General features: G+C 35.6%; 21 protein-coding genes. All 21 read left to right on the plus strand.

All coding sequences use genetic code 11. From position 1 onward, the window contains the following. The coding region (locus CRO25_RS21300) for a uridine monophosphate kinase (protein WP_079696359.1) at window positions 1-496 on the plus strand (496 nt) is incomplete at its 5' end. A 585-nt stretch (window positions 497-1,081) separates the two neighbouring features. Then, window positions 1,082-1,681 carry a hypothetical protein gene (locus tag CRO25_RS21305; RefSeq protein ID WP_079696360.1) on the plus strand — a complete coding sequence of 200 codons (600 nt, stop codon included), beginning with the start codon at window positions 1,082-1,084 and terminating at the stop codon, window positions 1,679-1,681. Between the two features lie 373 nt (window positions 1,682-2,054). Then, the gene (locus CRO25_RS21310) at window positions 2,055-2,660 is read left to right on the plus strand and encodes an oxidoreductase (protein ID WP_079696361.1); all 606 of its coding nucleotides are present in this window, start codon (window positions 2,055-2,057) and stop codon (window positions 2,658-2,660) included. Window positions 2,661-2,875: 215 nt separating this feature from the next. Next, entirely contained in the window at window positions 2,876-3,280 is a 405-nt protein-coding gene (locus CRO25_RS21315; protein ID WP_079696362.1) for a hypothetical protein, read from the plus strand. A gap of 60 nt (window positions 3,281-3,340) precedes the next feature. Continuing rightward, window positions 3,341-3,649 carry a hypothetical protein gene (locus tag CRO25_RS21320; protein ID WP_079696363.1) on the plus strand — a complete coding sequence of 103 codons (309 nt, stop codon included), beginning with the start codon at window positions 3,341-3,343 and terminating at the stop codon, window positions 3,647-3,649. A 1,026-nt stretch (window positions 3,650-4,675) separates the two neighbouring features. Further along, window positions 4,676-5,158 (plus strand): DUF4279 domain-containing protein, encoded by a 483-nt coding sequence (locus CRO25_RS21330; protein ID WP_079696365.1) that lies wholly within the window; start codon window positions 4,676-4,678, stop codon window positions 5,156-5,158. Between the two features lie 319 nt (window positions 5,159-5,477). Then, on the plus strand, window positions 5,478-6,152 hold the full coding sequence (locus CRO25_RS21335) for a hypothetical protein (protein ID WP_179800944.1): 675 nt from the start codon (window positions 5,478-5,480) through the stop codon (window positions 6,150-6,152). A gap of 19 nt (window positions 6,153-6,171) precedes the next feature. Next, window positions 6,172-6,636, plus strand: coding sequence for a hypothetical protein (locus tag CRO25_RS21340; RefSeq protein ID WP_072734203.1), 465 nt, complete (start codon window positions 6,172-6,174; stop codon window positions 6,634-6,636). Window positions 6,637-6,683: 47 nt separating this feature from the next. Continuing rightward, a complete protein-coding gene (locus CRO25_RS21345; protein ID WP_079696367.1) occupies window positions 6,684-7,139 on the plus strand; it encodes a hypothetical protein in 456 nt (151 codons plus the stop codon). A gap of 111 nt (window positions 7,140-7,250) precedes the next feature. Beyond that, window positions 7,251-7,625: a hypothetical protein gene (locus CRO25_RS21350; RefSeq protein WP_079696368.1), complete on the plus strand. Its 375-nt coding sequence runs from the start codon at window positions 7,251-7,253 to the stop codon at window positions 7,623-7,625. Window positions 7,626-7,782: 157 nt separating this feature from the next. Next, window positions 7,783-9,018 (plus strand): WXG100 family type VII secretion target, encoded by a 1,236-nt coding sequence (locus CRO25_RS21355; protein WP_079696369.1) that lies wholly within the window; start codon window positions 7,783-7,785, stop codon window positions 9,016-9,018. 12 nt (window positions 9,019-9,030) lie between these two features. Next, complete coding sequence (locus tag CRO25_RS21360; RefSeq protein WP_244552157.1) at window positions 9,031-9,324, plus strand: hypothetical protein; 294 nt, start codon at window positions 9,031-9,033, stop codon at window positions 9,322-9,324. Between the two features lie 212 nt (window positions 9,325-9,536). Then, window positions 9,537-10,652 carry a tyrosine-type recombinase/integrase gene (locus CRO25_RS21365; RefSeq protein ID WP_306291822.1) on the plus strand — a complete coding sequence of 372 codons (1,116 nt, stop codon included), beginning with the start codon at window positions 9,537-9,539 and terminating at the stop codon, window positions 10,650-10,652. 172 nt (window positions 10,653-10,824) lie between these two features. After that, window positions 10,825-11,271, plus strand: coding sequence for a hypothetical protein (locus CRO25_RS21370; RefSeq protein ID WP_079696370.1), 447 nt, complete (start codon window positions 10,825-10,827; stop codon window positions 11,269-11,271). 235 nt (window positions 11,272-11,506) lie between these two features. Continuing rightward, on the plus strand, window positions 11,507-12,007 hold the full coding sequence (locus CRO25_RS21375; protein WP_063563988.1) for a hypothetical protein: 501 nt from the start codon (window positions 11,507-11,509) through the stop codon (window positions 12,005-12,007). A gap of 222 nt (window positions 12,008-12,229) precedes the next feature. Beyond that, complete coding sequence (locus CRO25_RS21380; RefSeq protein WP_079696371.1) at window positions 12,230-12,868, plus strand: hypothetical protein; 639 nt, start codon at window positions 12,230-12,232, stop codon at window positions 12,866-12,868. A gap of 181 nt (window positions 12,869-13,049) precedes the next feature. After that, window positions 13,050-13,394 (plus strand): hypothetical protein, encoded by a 345-nt coding sequence (locus CRO25_RS21385; RefSeq protein ID WP_079696372.1) that lies wholly within the window; start codon window positions 13,050-13,052, stop codon window positions 13,392-13,394. 260 nt (window positions 13,395-13,654) lie between these two features. Continuing rightward, complete coding sequence (locus tag CRO25_RS21390) at window positions 13,655-14,761, plus strand: hypothetical protein (protein WP_079696373.1); 1,107 nt, start codon at window positions 13,655-13,657, stop codon at window positions 14,759-14,761. Between the two features lie 178 nt (window positions 14,762-14,939). Then, a complete protein-coding gene (locus CRO25_RS21395; RefSeq protein ID WP_079696374.1) occupies window positions 14,940-15,470 on the plus strand; it encodes a hypothetical protein in 531 nt (176 codons plus the stop codon). A gap of 102 nt (window positions 15,471-15,572) precedes the next feature. After that, window positions 15,573-16,136, plus strand: a complete 564-nt coding sequence (locus CRO25_RS21400; RefSeq protein ID WP_143806571.1) for a hypothetical protein — start codon at window positions 15,573-15,575, stop codon at window positions 16,134-16,136. 365 nt (window positions 16,137-16,501) lie between these two features. Beyond that, a complete protein-coding gene (locus CRO25_RS21405) occupies window positions 16,502-17,368 on the plus strand; it encodes a hypothetical protein (protein ID WP_079696376.1) in 867 nt (288 codons plus the stop codon). The last annotated feature ends 64 nt before the right edge of the window (window positions 17,369-17,432 follow it).

Below are 17,432 nucleotides of genomic sequence, written 5' to 3' on the forward strand. Positions count from 1 at the left end.
AAATAGTTTAATGCTTCGTGGAGTTCTTAAAGCCAAGACCAAAAAGGAAGTACGAGTAATGACGGCAATACCTATTACTTCAGTTGCAGAACCATACATCCGTCTAAGAGCAATCCACCATCTAGAAAAAGGCTATATTGTAATTTTTGCAGGGGGGAACGGTCAACCTTACGTTACAACAGACTATCCTTCAGTACAAAGAGCCATCGAGGTTAATTGTGACGCTATATTAGTTGCAAAGCAAGGTGTTGATGGTGTTCTTAATGCAGACCCTAAATTTGATAAAGATGCAAGGAAATTTCGTTCGCTTCATTACAACGACGTTTTAAAACACAACTTAAAGGTAATGGACCAATCAGCTTTCATTTTAGCAAGAGACTACAATCTGCCAATGCATGTGTTTAACTTCGATAAACCAGGCTCGATGAAAGAAATCTGTGAGGGTAAGAATAATGGTACGATAATTAGTGGCGAATCAGTTTCAGAGTTGGAATGAAATATGTTAGCAATGCTACTCTCCCTTGATTTAGCGAAACGATAGTTCCACAAAAGAGAAATTCTATTCAAAATCCCACCCGGCCATGGAGTGGGATTTTGTTTATGGCTCCACAAAGTTAGACCTCCCAAGCTTAAAGAAAGTTAGATATTCAGAATCTTTTAAGTTGGGGTAATACCAGCGTCGCTGTTACCAAGTACAAGCGTATGGGTTAGATTGGGAATTGTTGTTTGTGATTTAGATAACATAAAGTTAACCTTATTCATAAATAATGTAAATCTTATGTCATTCCTCGCTTCAATTGCTCTGATATAATTTCTGCTAGAGCGAGCCTCCCAGTAAACAAGTAACAACTCAACCAGAACAAAACACTGAGGCAAAACTGATAAAGTCATCGGAAAGTAAAGAAAAAGTATCGCCTCATTTGTTATACAGTAGTGAAGAATTATTCGCTGTATGGAAGTAGCTTTTAGCACATGGTGATATAAAAAGAAGGAACAGAAGATTTTAATCCATACGGGGATTAATTCAGTTAGCAAGCGAGTAAACATGCGAAATCATAACTTCATAGTAGGAGTGTGAGATATGAAAAAAACAATATTGGCTTGTATGATGATAATGTTGATGCTAGCATCGGCTTGTGGAAATGTTGAAAAGACATCAAATCCCAATACTTCTAGTGAGCCTAAACCTGAAACTCCGGAGGCTATTATTCAAAAAAACATATCCGATTATTGTACGGTAGACCGTATAAGCTTGGATAGTGAAACTGGAAAATATTTCTATGGAACTTGGAAAGTTGAGAAGCTTTTAGGATTTGCAAATTCATATAATGATGCTTCTGAATATCCAACAGGGCAAAAATTTATTGGAGATAAAATAATAATCGAAGAAGACTTTTTTTCATCAAAAGGACTTAAAAAGTATAAGAAATATCAATATGAACTAAAAAATCCATTATATCAGATTACGGCGACATGCTATAACTCTGACTCTTTTTATAGATATTATAAAATAGATATCCCAGACTTACATATAAATGATGAAATAAAGGCAATAGATATAAGTGACTCTTCTACAAAAATGAGCATACCTGTAAGTTTAAGCTTTTTAGCTGTTAATAACGATAGGCTTATCTTGTTATCAGAGGCAACTATTTTTGAGCTTAAAAAAATTATTGATTAACTGATTAAATGAATTAAGGTTATGAAATAAGTTCTGTGCTAATTTTTAAACAAGAAAAGGTCAACCTCTTTAGGCTGACCTTTTCTTGTTTATGTGGTAAACGAGTAAAATGCAGTGTATTAACTGGATATTTGCGAGTAAAACCCGTGCCTTTACTAATTTTGAACAATTATCGTTTTCTTCTTTTGATCCGTATGGATAAGGGTTTGAGAAAACTAATGATTATCCCTTATTCGCCAATTCACCTTCTTAAATGTAACAATATGGGTTATCATATACGTAGTTCAGGCACTAGTAGATGGGATATGTTGTATTTGTGAAATACAAAAATTAGATATTATATGAATTCAATTGACAATTACGAGGTGATTCAATGAAAAAAAACATAGCAATAATCATACTAATGGTTGGATTGATAATAAGCATGTTTTTCAACTATCAATTCAAAGCGTACAAAGACAATCAAGAAGTTGATTACACGGTTAAACTGAATCATGGAACTCAAATGGGTATAAAAGAATCAATCTACAATTTAGATAATGTGATAAAAAGCTTAGAGGACAATTCTTCGAAGGAAACAGTCATACATGCATTAGGAAATGTGGCAGTATCTTTGAAAGTGGGTGAAGAATCATTCGTCTTTCTGAAATCCGACTTCCGGGAAGATCAATTATCTTCAACCTATTTAATCTATAATGTGTTTAGAGATATGTATACGCATATAAGAGTAGAAATCATAGGCGAAATATTATCGAATAAGATATCGCTAGAAAAAGAATCGAGAAATCAACTGATTAAGGATATAGGAGTTCTTAAGCAAGATTTGGAGTATATTGATAGTCAATTTAACGAGGATATTCTGAAAGAACAAAGTCCTAAGTGGATTGAAAATAAATGGAAAGAGTTAATTGCAGAGATTGTAAATAGAAATACGGATTATAAGTTATATGAAAGAATGAAAATGAAGTACAACTTATAAGTAGTTCTTGTAAGGCGATTGACATCTAAATAACAACATATCTACGCCGTTGCTTTCGCTTCTTGGTCTGCCGAGGGTATTCGAAGAAGTGGAGTCAGCAGGTAACCCTGCACTACTTAATCGTGTCGCGGCAAGTCGCTGCACTCTTTGGGTAGTGAGGGTTTGTAGATACACGAACGTTTGTGAAATACCAGAAAACCTAATAAGGAGAAGCTATGAACGAAAAAGCTAAAGGCAAATTAAAAAAGCAATTTCTATTCATCGTTCTATTTATTTTTATAATCGTAATTCAAGTAACTACCAATAACTTAGCATATCACCCTCCTGCATGGACAACTGCGTTATCAATTTTTTGTTTTATTATATTTTGTATACTTGGCTGTGTAACATACCTTGATCTTAAGAAACAAGAGCAGTTCAACACAATTGGACAAATAGTTGATGTGAATAATAACATCGTAATAGTCAAAGGACTGGGACGAGGTAATAGCAAAATTAAAATAAATGACAGTCACATTGTGGATTTGATGCAGCCAAATGAACTTATTGAAATAACGAGATTAAAATATTCAAAAATGATAACGAAAATAGTATATAAAGACCAAGAGATCTATCCTTGATTTACATAAAAATAGAGGATAGATCTTCATACACCTCCAATGTAGAAGGAGAGAATGTAGATGAACAACATAAATTCTCATCATTGCAACCTAAATATAAGGTATGATCTGCCTGATGAGGTGTGGGCTAAAGTTTCTAAAGTATATGAGAGTATGCCAGGGTGGATGGGTTATAAAAGTGGAGTTCCATATTGGTTTGGGTCTGAAGAGGATGATGTTTTTATTGAGGCATCCGTAGAGCCTAGTGGATTATCATTTTATGCACAGATGAATATTGATGATTGGGTGTCTTGGATAGAAACATTTAAGCTGGAAGCGTCAAAAGTGTTGGGCTTTGAAGTTGGTGAACCTGAAGATGGATATATGTGATGAAAGCCTAGTTCCTTCTCCTAATGGTCCCCTTTCGCAACAGGAAAGATGGATCGCAGACTTGGTGGCAAGCTTGCCTTCGATGATGCTGAAGGAACGACATATGAAGGCACCATTACAGAGTTAGAAAAGCCATATGTATTTGGTTTCGGTGAAAGTTGATGATCTGGTTAACATTTCATTGCAGGCAGAAGATCAAGGGTTGGGCAGACAGTTAACGTTTGTTGAGAAAACTCGATGGAGATAAATTTACATTAGTTTTTTGAGATAACAGACACAGATTCAGCATTAGTTGGAGGCGGACCGGAATATTTTGTTGTCTATTACAATGGATGATAATATATATACGCTGATGAACGATAAGCAGGGAAATAGTGAAATTTCTCTAGTTATTGGTGGTCAGTTAGGGTTCAAGGGCTTGTAATCACCAAATATTATGTGAAATTGTATTAAAAGAGTTGGAGTAGGTGAGTTCAGTGGTGGAGAGAAAATTCAAAAGTCATTTTTTTTACATTGTGCTACTGTCAGTTCCATTTGTAGTATTAGAGATTTTACTTTTATTAAAATATCCTAACACCGGATTAGGAAGAATCATAAGCTTGCCCATAACCTTTATGATGAATGGTATGATTATTATGATCTCTTCTGGTTTAGTTTATTATTTGCTTAAATACACCGGATTTAGAGTCGTTGGACGAGTTATTGTAGGGTTAATGATATGTTTAACTCTTATCGTAACAATATGTTTATACCCGCAGGATTCATCCAAACATATTTCAGAAATTATAGTAGAAGATATTAAAAATTTCTGGATTAAATGAGGATTTCACTTGGTATATATTTTCTGATTAAACAATATTTTTTGGAGTGTTTCAGGTGGAATGAGACATTACATAACAAAAGTTTCGCGCTACGAGCATACGCCCTTGATTGTATGAAATAGATACAGTAGAAGCATAACTTACCCACACAGGTTTTATCCTAAGATAAGAGCTATCTAAAATGAAGCCAGTCGCGAATCTTTGAATGTTAGGCGAAATCCATACATCAATTCTTAAAGAGGTGAAACTCCTGAAAGACAAAACCGAAGTAATGGCTTATTTTAGTTTGTTTGGAGATGAATTCGATCCGAATTATGTAACTTCAATACTTAAAATTGAACCTACGAATACGGCTTATAAAGGCGATATAATTAACAAAAGGCATCGAATAAAAGAAACATCATGGACATTAGGTACAGAGTATGAAGAATCATTAGATGTAAATCACCAATTAACAAAAGTAGTTGATCTATTAAAAAATAAAGTGAAAGAAATCAATTCGATTCGGATTGAACATCGATTATTTACGAAATTTTTCATTGTAATCAGAATAGAAGAGGGCAAAACTCCTGCTCTTTATTTCGATTCTGATTTTATTGAATTCGTTAATATGATTAATGCTGAAATTGATGTGGATTTGTATACAAATCCATATAATGAAGAATTGGAACAAGAAATAAAGAAATAAAGTTCGTAAGACACGCTTCGAACTAATGGACATCAGATAACATTTTATACACGCTATGGACATTCGTCCTGGGTCCGGCAAGATAGAGACACCCAGTATACGTTGGATCGTGAACACAGGAATGTTATCTGGAACATTCTGATGAGTGATAATTGATAAAATATTAAATACATAATCTCCAGTGAAAATAGTTAATTAAATCTTAAGCAAAAGACTGTATTTAGGTGAGAACATACTAGAAAGATAAAAGTTATGTTGCTTCACTAGGAGGAAATAATAATTAATTTATAGCAGGGATGCGGGAATTGTGAGAAGATTTTTGAAGTTAATCTATTTGTTATCTGCTGTAGGAGTCGGCGTTGGATGTTTTTATTCTTTCATGTTTTTTATCTTTAATATTGGCGGTGGTTTCATTAGTAGTGATAACAAGCCTGCTGCTTTCGGGGTTGCTGCTTTGGCGGTAGTAGGAACAATCGTTTTTTTACTACTTGGCAGACTCATTTACAATTCCAACTCCTATATTGGCCCAAGTATTGTAATCATAGTTGTTACTGCTATTCTGACTTTGCCAGTTGTGGATGTGGCTGATAATGTGATTGATACTTATCAAACAAACCGCGCGAAGCCTTATGTGGAAAGTTATATGAATAACTTAAAAACAGGTTTTGTTGATAAAATAGCACCATTGGAATTTGATTATAACGAAAGCAAGACTGAAACTCTTCGTTACTGGAGTAATAATGGACATGATATTTGGATTAAATTAAGAAAGAAAAATGAAACACTGACATCAGAGGATTTAAATAACGTAATTAATGCCTTACCTTCAGCTAAGTATAAAGTAAGAGTATTCATATATTATAAGAGCTTTAAAGAGTATCCAAACGATCAGTATTTTATTGATTTTACGGTTCGAAATAGCCCAACTGTTCCACCATATTGTAATTCAGATGACTTTGAACATAATCTATGTGATTTTGTAATAGGAAAATAAATCTAAAGGAGTTCCTGAATTGAAGAATCAAAAGCATGCAATGAGTTTAATATTTCTTTTAATAATAGTAGCCCTAAGTGGTTGTAGTTCAAACAGTATGAAGGCGGATGAAATTGTTGAGGACGGGTTAATAATAAACTCGATTTCAATTGGACTGGGAGGGAGTGAAGAAGATGCAGGTATAACAGTCGTAACATATAATTTCAATCTATGGAATAGAACCAATAAATCAATAATGCTAAAAACAGTTGAGCCAATCATAAGTAAGGATATTCAGAATCAATTAATCGATAGAGACATTAAATTAAACATAAATGAGAAAATTGATGGTAATAGTTCGGAAGCAGTGGCGGGTACTTTTAGATTAGATACAAAAGGGCTTGATAAAGAAGGAATAATTAAGTTAAACATTAATGTTAAAGAATTTAATATAGCAATTGAACAAGTCATAGGAATGAATGAAGTGAATGAAGTAAATAACTAATTTCAGATAACTCCAAGAAAACATATCTAACAAAGAGGTGTATCTTTATGGAAAGAAAAAAAGAGGAAAACAATCAGATGGGTGTAATTCCAGAGCACCATAGCCCTGTACGACATATCCTTAATGAAGCAAACGGACTACACAACAATCAATTTATAGATAGTTTTAAGAAAGCTGCAGATACTCCAGATGCATATGTAATTATGGAAGGTGATGATGGAGGACAAATCTACTTGTCTTGCCCTATGAAACTAGTCAATTGCAGTGAGGAGACATTACATACTCTATTAAAAGATTTAGATACCATTGCATGGGACTGTAATGAGGGAGAAGGCCAAGGACTATTTTACGAAATACTCTTTCCTGGTGATGGGATTAGTGGAGGTATGGGGGGAGGAGATGTTGAGGAAGGACTATGGATTCATGAAGAATTTATTAATTTACAATTATATGATGAAATTCATGAAGTCATATTAGGCAATAAAGAAAGAATAACAAAGTAATAAAATGAATAAATCATAAGGCCCATCAACATCGGATAACAAAGTGTTCATGTGGATGGGCAAACTGTTGAAGTACTGCATACAGAGAAAAAGGAAGATGTGAGGTGAGTTATGGGCGTAAGAAAAAAATATAAACGTAAAATCGTTCGATCCAATCGATTATTTTATTGGTATGTTGAACCGGATTTTGACGATGAAGGGATAATCAAATTACATATTGTTTCTGAGGATAAGAAGTTAATCGTCACTTATGAAGTGGGACAACATAGTATTAAGAACAAGATCCCATTTATAGTCATCATCGGAGAAGAATTCGAAGGCTGGACGTTAGAATATATAGGATACAGAAGAGTACTAACGCCGAAATGGAGCGATGAGATCATCACGCCAAAATTGATAGGTGAAATTATTGATTGGTGTCTCTTGAAAGATAAAGAAATAAACATCGTTAATTGGAAAGGCGAAATTCTCCGACATCTCTCTTGAATGGTGTAATTGTTGCATTTGAGAAAAGGGCTCTAGTTCAGATTGTTCAGTGGCTTATTGCTACAGGTATTTGACACAGGTAATAAATGAACAGTAAAATCCAGATATTCCCTGAATTCAGAAACTAAATATTTCTTTAGTAGGTGTGAGGTATTCTATGACGAGAATTATGGTTACGCCAGAGCAACTTTTCGCAATTAGTAAACAGTTCTCTACAGCTTATACTACTCTTCAACACATGAATGAAAGTCTTCTGCGAAGTATGACTGATATTGAAGCGAACTGGGATGGGAGTACTAGAGAAAGGTTCTACTATGATTTCAAGAAGTCACAGATTGTTATGACTGAAGTTGTCACACTTATGAGTTCAATATCAACTGTGTTACATAACCATGGAGAACGATTTCTCCAAGCAGATCACGGGTCGGAAGGGCAAGTAGACATAAACTGTTTACCACCACCACCGAATGCTTGTGGCCCACAGGAAGGTGTAGACGATCGTAATGGAGTTGAGAAGTCTGTAGATAGTTTAAAAGAGCTAGGACAAGCATTTATACAATCGGCAGATGACCGATATCAGAAGAGATATGATAGTGTAGGCGGATTTCTGGATTACTGGACATTTGGTATTCCGAGTGGACTCGTAAACGGGTATGTTGATCGAGCTGACAAAGCTTTTGAGTCGCCTCAAGACACACTGAACTGGTTGACATTTGGAGTCCATGGAACGATTAGAGAAGCCGTTTTACCTACAAATGCTTGGTCAAGTGAACATTGGGCAAGTATGCTCGGTACAGGTGGTATGGTATTAGGCGTTAGCTCTGTTTTCAAACCTAAGCTGCATATCGATACCCCTGTCAAATACGATGGCGCGGTAGATTTTAGACAGATTCTCAGTGACGGACAACGCAATGAGCTTCCGCTGACGGATAACCAAAAGATTGAGATAAAGAGTTACTTGAACAAGCTTGATTTCCCCGAAGAAAATATCTTAATCGCACAACCTGGTTATTATGATACCTGGAATACAGGCATGATGTATAATCGCTTGGTCATCAATACGGATGTCTTACCAGCAGCAGCCCCGGGAGTAGGGACTTTGAGTGCGAATACACGCATTTCAATGAATGCTACACTAGCTCACGAGATTGTTGGGCACTATGAGGCTTCTATCGCAGGCAGATCGTTCCCACTTTATGATCTTCCTCCTGAAGTCATCAAAAGAAACTATGCTCTTGATGAGGCTCAGGCAAGTATCCGGGCAGCAAGGTTTGCTCCTGAACTCAATTCTACTGAACGGTATGCTTTATTGAGAGATGCGATGGTTAGACTTCGTAATGCCGATCTCAGAGTGCGAGATGTCAAAGGCGAGCTATTCATAGATCAGAGATAAGGAGGCCATACAATGGAAACTAAAATGCTGTTTGGCGTGGGGTTAGTCTTCGATACTCCGGAATTCGGAACCATCGTTATGGGGGCTAATGAAGAGTTGGATGAACTACTTCCTTCAACAATCAAAGAGATGATCGGTAAACAGATTATCATCAAAAAAACGGATGGGGAAGAGCAAATATTTGAAGTTGTTTCTACTCAAATTAACCATTCTATAGCCGGTAAAAAAAATATCGGTATATGTTTGGGTAAAAGTATATCCCCAGACGAAATACCTGCGGGTTCAATCGTCTACTATTATCCATGAGGACAAATTGACAGTAGGTATGCTTTGTTGAAGCTACATGGAATGGCAGTTTTTTATTGCACTGGCTGTGCCCATCTTTACTTTTAAAGATCATATATGTTCCGAAAGCATCGGAAGGTCATCTGATTCCCTTTTTGGGATGAGGATAGCCTTCCTTTTTATTTCTCAAAATTGCGGAGAAAGACATAGACTCAAACAAAGGAGAGTTTCCTATGAACGATGATACTACAACGGAAAAGAAGATCACCATAACTAAAGGTTCTACTCATTCATTGCATATTCGTTGTCCCTATAACCCTGCATATATTCAGCGCATTCGCCAGATTACGGGCAGAAAGTGGGAACCCAAACAGAAAATGTGGATCATACCCTACACTATTGCGGCCATCCAGGAGTTTACGAGCCAGTTTGATCCAGATGAAGTTCAGATTACCCCGGAGTTGTGGGTTGACAATGAAGAACTGCAGCAATGGAAAGCTAATAGGGGAAACAACCAGTGGAGCAAAGAACCGTTACAGAAGGCACTAAAGTTACGAGGATATAGTCGCAAAACGATCAAAGCGTATTGTAATCAGGTCGAGCGTTTTCTAAGCAGCCTTAGCCTTAAAAATAAGGATGTCACTACTTCCAATGTTCAGATGTATTGTTTAGGTTTGCTGGAACGAGGAATTTCCCATTCAAGCGTGAATCAGACCATTAGCGCGCTCCGCTTCTATTGCAAACATGTGCTCCATCATCCTACGGATATCCAGTATATTCGTCCCAAGAAGCAGACCAAGCTTCCACAAGTGATGTCCGAAAAGGAAGTTGCACAATTACTCAAATCCGTAACCAACCTTAAACATAGAGCCATATTGTTTCTGACCTATTCTTCCGGGCTTCGTGTAGGTGAAGTTGTGCGTCTGCGTTGCAGCGATCTGGATATTGAAAGGCAGACACTCATTGTGCGACAGGGAAAGGGTCAAAAGGATCGGAGAACGCTTCTTTCAAGCCTTGCCTGGGGTATGGTGCAGAAATACATAGATGAATACAGACCCAATCGTTGGCTGTTTCCGGGGCAATCTTCTGATCGACATCTTACTGAGCGGAGCGTGCAGAAGGTTTTTGAAGAAGCTAGACAACGCGCAGGAATTGTGAAAAAGGTAAGTATTCATGCGCTGAGACACTCCTTCGCCACTCATTTGCTGGAAAACGGGACAGACCTGCGCTACATTCAGGAGTTACTTGGTCATACGAGTGCACGTACAACTCAGCGATATACGCATGTTAGTACGAAAAATATCCAGCGTATTCAAAGCCCGCTGGATCGGATGGATTTGGGAGATTGAATGCTTCAATAAATCTCCCTTTTTCACCAAATTCTTCTTCGCAAATACTACACCTTAGGTTATCATATACGTAGTTCACATATCATACAGGATGTGTGGTATTTACGAAGTACATAAATTAGATGTTATGCGAAACCCAGTAAAACATATTTATAAGTCTGAAGGAGGAATAATGAAAAACCTATTTCTTATTTTATCTTTTATACTGATCCTCACGGGATGTTCAATACAAAAAGAGAAACAAAAAAAGGATTTGGCAAGTGAGATGGATAGTGTTATCAATTACAAGTTGAACGCAGTAGAAGCGGAACATGCAGAAAAGGTCAATCAATGGTTAGCGAAAGCGCGAGATACTGGAGAAGTAGGACAATATTTCATTTATCAAGATGGTACTAATAAAGAAGATTTGTATTCTTACGTATATCGAAAAGGCTATATCGATTATGAGGTTTCATTTATTTATAACCCAAGTGATCCCAATAATAAAGGAAAGATTCATGTTACAGGGCTCAATAAAGATCTAAAAAACGACAATTTTGTACAAATCAAATCTATGAATGATCTCTCAATTCTCTTCATATTATCTGATGAAAGTTTAAAGAGTAAATTAAAAGATTAAATTGAGGTATTTCAAGGAAGACGGGGAATCGCATAACAATATATTCACGCTGCGGCCTGACGGCCCTTGGTTCGCCCGATGAGGAAGAAGCTGAATGTGAAATCAGGCGAACAACCCTGCGAACCTAACCGAATCGCGGCCGGCAGTTGAAGCTGCCTTAAGGTTCTCGGGTTCGTGAATACGGAAACGTTATAAGAAATTGCGCAAAAGATATATCGATTTAAAGGAGATACCCATGTCAGATCCACAGTGGATAGGAAATGCAATTACGGCTTTAGCAACAATCTCTGCTTCGGCACTGACTTTTTATGGTGCGTATATGATTAGCAAAAACAACCTAAAAAATGATAATAGAAAATTTCAAAAACAAATTGAATGGGAAAGGGAAAAGCTTGAAAAGGAAGTTAACAGAAAAGAGTATATAGATAAGCTGAAAATATATAATAAAGTTCTTAAAGTGGATGGAGAAGTTATGATTGTTACTTCATATCCAGAGGAATTTGATTTTAATAATTATCATGAGAAAGTAAGGCCACTATTATTTGAAGAATATCATTTATTAGACCAAGATATCAAAGAAATAGTTAGAGAAATTGATGGCATTATTGCTCTTTGTAACTTTCATGAAGAGGTTCAAAAAGAACATAATGAAAAACTAATGAAATTGTACTTTAAACTTATTGAAAATATCGATAAGCATTATATAAGTGAAGAAGATAATTTTAAACAAGTGTGACAAGTAATTCAAGGAAGGCACAACATCTTATAACATAGTATCTACGCTGCGGGCCGTTAGGCCCTTGGTTCGCCAGATGAAGTAATCAGAGAAGCGGAATCAGCTCACAACCCTGCGAGGTTAAGTCCGTCGGACCCGGTCGTGTTGTTCCCTTAAGCCTCTCGGGTTCGTAGATACAAGAACGTTAGCTGAAATAACTGAGAGAATAAGGAGTAATATTGAATGACAGATAAGGGAATTTTCAATGAATTAATTCAAGAAGGAGAGATGATAAATCCGTACTTTGGACAAATGTTAGAAAATGGAATCGATTTTGTACCTTACATAGGAAAGTTAATTCAGACAGTCAAAATTAATCGACTAATTCGCAGATTCAAAGAGCATGACAAAAAAATCAATTTTATATCGCACCTTGCAGCAGATTCTGTATTATCATCGGAATATATAAGTCAAAGGATTTTCCCAATTATCTTTTCAGATTTGTTTGAAGAACATGAAGATGCAAAAATAAATTTGATACTTAATGGCTTTGAAAATGTTTTTATTGAAGAGAATAAGAACGAATCAGTGATAATTAACTTTTATGATATGTTAAGAAATTTAAGATACTTGGATTTGAAGAGGTTATTTTATTTGGCAGGATTGACTGAAGAAACTATTACTTTTGTCCAAGAAAGTGACGTACATGGTTTGATACGAAATATAGATAGAAGACTAGAGAATAATGGATTACTAAATATAAAGAAAACATTTAAAGACATTGGTAATAGTGATTCAGATAAAGATAGAGATGATATTGAAATTTCACTTTATGGAAAAAATTTCTTGAAATTCATACTTGAAGGGAATGGGCTACAGTAATTTCAATGAAGTCAGTTAAATCAGCTAACATAATATTCAAGCAGCGGCTCCTTAAGGAGCCTTGGTCTGCGAGTTGGATTTCGAAGAGGGATTTCAGCAGACAACCCCTTTGGGGTTCATGAATACAGGAACGTTATATAAAAGGGATGCACGAATTTTTAAATAGAGGAGAGCTAACACGATGAAGTTTTACTATAAGAACTTCTCTTGTGACACTGAAATTTATTATAAAGACAAGGACATAATAGTTAGATTTTATAATAGTTCCAAAGAACAAAAAGAAGATGACATAATAAATTTAGTTATAGTTGATCCTGGCTTTGGTTATCTTTGCTTGAAATATAAAGGAGATGCAGCTCTTTTGAGTGGATTTCTAGATGAAGATGTTTTTACAACAGATGACTACTTAGATGCAGCAATTACTTTCATTGAAAACATAAGTCCAACTACAAAGACTATTTATACTCCTTATCATATTACCCGTTTTAAACAAACTAGTTATATGGAATATAACGGTGAATACTAAAAATATAAAGTTAGAAATTTCGAAGAAGGCATCCCCATCATATAACATCATATCCACGCATCGGAGCCTGACGGCTCCTCGGTCCGCCCGAAGGGGATTGGCAAGGAAGTAGAATCAGGCGGACACATCCGCACCGACTAACCGCATCGCGGCCGGCTGCTGGCGCAGCCTTAAGTCGGTGAGACATCGTGAATACAGGAACGTTATCGGAAATCAATCAAGAGTAATATTTTCAATTCTAAATCATGGAGAGTGTAGTGATGATGAATATGATTGAAGACTTTAATGAAGAACTAAAAGATGGCCAGCATCTTGTTGTAATGCCGTTATCAAGAGTTTTAATTGAGAACGAGTTTAAAATTGGTAAATACAGATTTTATCCAATTGGAGAGTTTGAAATACGCTCTTTAAGGCCAGTCCCAAATAAATTCCATTCGGTTATGAATGGTATTGAAACAAATGAAGATGAATTTATGGCAATCGGTCTTGAGGGCCAAGCTTTACGAGAAGCTGCAACAGCTTTAACTGGCGCTTGCCCCGAAGTATTTGAGTCTAGTCCTTTATTAGTATTTCCAGTAGATGGCTTTGACTGGGATCAGTTTCTTGAAGCAGATTCTCATGACTACGATTTAAAAATTTTGAGAAGCCTTACGAACGAAGCAGAAAAAGTAATGGATATATTGAAATTCTTTTTATGTCGAGCGGATTTAATTGATACTTTACCAAGTGCCGTAGGAACTTGGGATCAACCAGATGGGTTCTCAAGTGCGCTAATTTTTAATGTTGATGATTACGAAAGTTATATCATTGCAGGTTCAATTATTACTCATAAAGTAGTAAAAGGTAGTGGTTTAGACTTAAATAATTGCGAAGAAATGTCTGATAATTATGAAAAGTTAATCACTACAAATGGAGAAGTAGGGAAGATTACAAAAATGGCTCTTTCAATGCACACGTCTTTTTTAGAGTCTAACAGTCCCACTACTCAGTTTGTAAGAGCTATGACACTACTTGAATTTTTAGCTTATCCAGATGACTATCAACAGTTTAAGTATGTAAGAAAAAAGATCACTCCACATTTAGCGAAAGATTACAATGATTATTTGAGATTAAAAGATAGATTTAATGAATTGACAGGAAAAAAAGATGAAACTGGTAATCATATAGGTTACCGAACAAGAATTGTTCATATAGGTGATAGCATTGAAGACATTCTTGAAGATGAGATGCAAGTAAAGAAGTTAATGCTAGAGCTTCAAGGATATATCGGAAGAGTCATTGTGGACATGGTTAATAATCATGAAATGTCGTGGTCAGAATTTGAAGAGTTTAGGGAACAAAAGAAACGATCTTTAGGAATAGTATAATAGATTTATTAAAGATTTAACTTATTAACTCGAAGAAGCAATTGACATCCGATAACATAATATTCACGCTGCGGACATTCGTCCTTGGCCCGGCATTCGCCGGACACTCAGCATGCGCTGAGTCGTGAATACAGGAACGTTATGTGAAAGCAATTGGAAGATTAAAAAGGAGGCAAATATGAATAATATTGGAATATATATTACTTTGATTTCTGCAATAACAGTGGCTTATTTGACTTACAGAAATCAAATGAAGCTAAAAGCTTTTGAAATTTTTTTAAAAAGAAGGGAAGATGTACTTAGTGATATTGAAAAATACTTAGAAATGTTACATCAAGTTAAACTAGAGATTGATTTAGATAATGACGAGAAGAAACCAAATTTGACTAAATTCAGTACTGAATATTTTCATGGAGGTCTTATATTATTTCATAAAATTAAAGGTGCTAATTTTGGGGAATTGTCAAATATATTGGCGAGTAATTTCTGGACATTAATCAATGAAAGATTAACCAATAATAAGTTAGATAAGGATGAATTTCTTGATTGGATTCATAGAATTCAAAACATATTATCTACTTTATATGGATTTGCACATAGTACAGTAAATTCAGAAATCCAGTCAATTACATTACCCCTTCATAAAAAGACATTGAAGTATTGGAAAGAAAGAAGGAAAACTAGAAACTTGAAGGACGAACAGAAGTGATTGCAATCCGAAGAAGAAATTGCCTCCACATAACATAATATTCACGCTGCGGACATTCGTCCTTGGCCCGGCATTCGCCGGACACCCGACATACGTCGGGTCGTGAATACAGAAACGTTAAGCGAAATCAATCTAAGGGCGTTGATAAAAACAATGAGAAATATTCTTAGAAACTATAAAGAAAAATTAGAAAACCTATATTTTCATGATAGTGAAATAACATCAATTGAACTGATTTCTAATGAGCAGTTCAATAGAAAATGTATGGTAATGATTGATTATTACAACTGGGAAGGAAATAAAGAAAACTCTGGTTTGTGGGTTTGGAAGAAACTAAAACTTACTATAGATTTCATTGCTCATTTTGAGTGGAATGCACCGGACTTTATTAATCAGTCATTTACTATTTATGATGCCGAATTCGATCTGTCTTTAGATGAATTGGAAGAGAAGGAAAAGAGTAAGAAGAAAAAATACCCTGGCTATAAGTCTCCATTATTTAATGATGGAGTCGATTATCTCTCAATAAAATTTATGTTAAACAATTTTGAAGAAGGAATTAAATCTGATGAAGGATATTTATATTTAATCGGATCCGATATCACAACTGAATGGATGGATGAAGATAAAAGAATCGGACAAATACATATCCCTATTTCAGGATGAGATTGACTTCGCCTAACAAAACATTCCTACATCGTCGCATACGCTCCTTGGTCACCGAGAGGGATTTCCAGAAGTGAATTCAGGTGACACATTCAACCAGCTAAGTCTGACGACCCGTTCCCTACGGTCACTTAAGCTGCTTGAACGTCAGGAATGCCAAACGTTATACGACAGAATCAAATGAAAAAAGAAATAAAAGGTTCTCAGTTGAAAGATATATTTCATTCAATTATGTAAGTGAAGAGCGTCCTTAAAACCTTGTAAGTAAATTTCACGTTCTAAAATAACTTGAACAGAAAGGTTTGAATCATCATATTCGTATGTACAGAAGTGTTATATTACAGTAACAAAAAGGGTGAACGTTAATGATTAAACGGCAGTATTACTCTGCGCGTACTGGAAAAAATACAGGAGAGAATTTTCCCATTGAGACCCTCAGAGAATTGGTTTTTAAAACTTATTATTTTTTTTATGAGAAAGAGTATTTTCAAGAAGCGTTTGGAAAAATGTGTGTAGATGCAGGATTGATTTCTGGGACGTGCGGGAGTGATATTCAAGGGTATTTTTTGAGGAAGCTCCGTAAACATTGTATTTGGCCTATAGATGACTTTTATATGAACTATTCTGATGATGATATTTTTGATGTGATAGAATTACTTTTTGACCTTGTCTCAAAACCTATCGAAGGTACACACCATGATTGGAGCAATTGTGGATGGCATTATAGTGATTTTGATAAAAATTTAGGCCAAGAGGAATTCAGAGTAGAGATTAATGAAATTCTGAGAGATTACAAACAGGGCTATGAGTTGTCAAACGATGGTGAAATTCTTTTATTAGGAGATAAGGGTCTGGGTTTTCTGTTAGAAGCTAAAATTCCGGAATATGACTTGAGTAATGTTGATAACAGAGTAGGAATTGCTATTTTAAAATTCCGAAGATATCGTGCTAGTTTAAATGAAAGAAAAGATGCAGTGAGAGATTTAGCTGATGTTTTAGAATACTTGAGACCACAAATTAAAGAGCATATGTTATCTAAAGATGAGTCTGAACTTTATAATATTGCAAATAATTTCGCCATCAGACATCATAATGATAAACAAAAGAAAGATTATGATGCGCTATGGTTGAGTTGGATTTTTTATATCTACCTCTCAACAATACACATGATGTTAAGAACCATAAAAAGGGCTGAAGGAATAAGATCAACAGAGAGCAAATTCAAGAAGTGATTCCGTTGTATAACCTAATATTTAAGTTGCGTCTTCTATCTAAGCCTTGGTTCGAGGAGGGAGG

This window comes from Paenibacillus sp. RU5M (genome assembly GCF_900221055.1).
In the GTDB taxonomy this organism is placed as follows: Bacteria; Bacillota; Bacilli; order Paenibacillales; family Paenibacillaceae; genus Paenibacillus; species Paenibacillus marchantiae.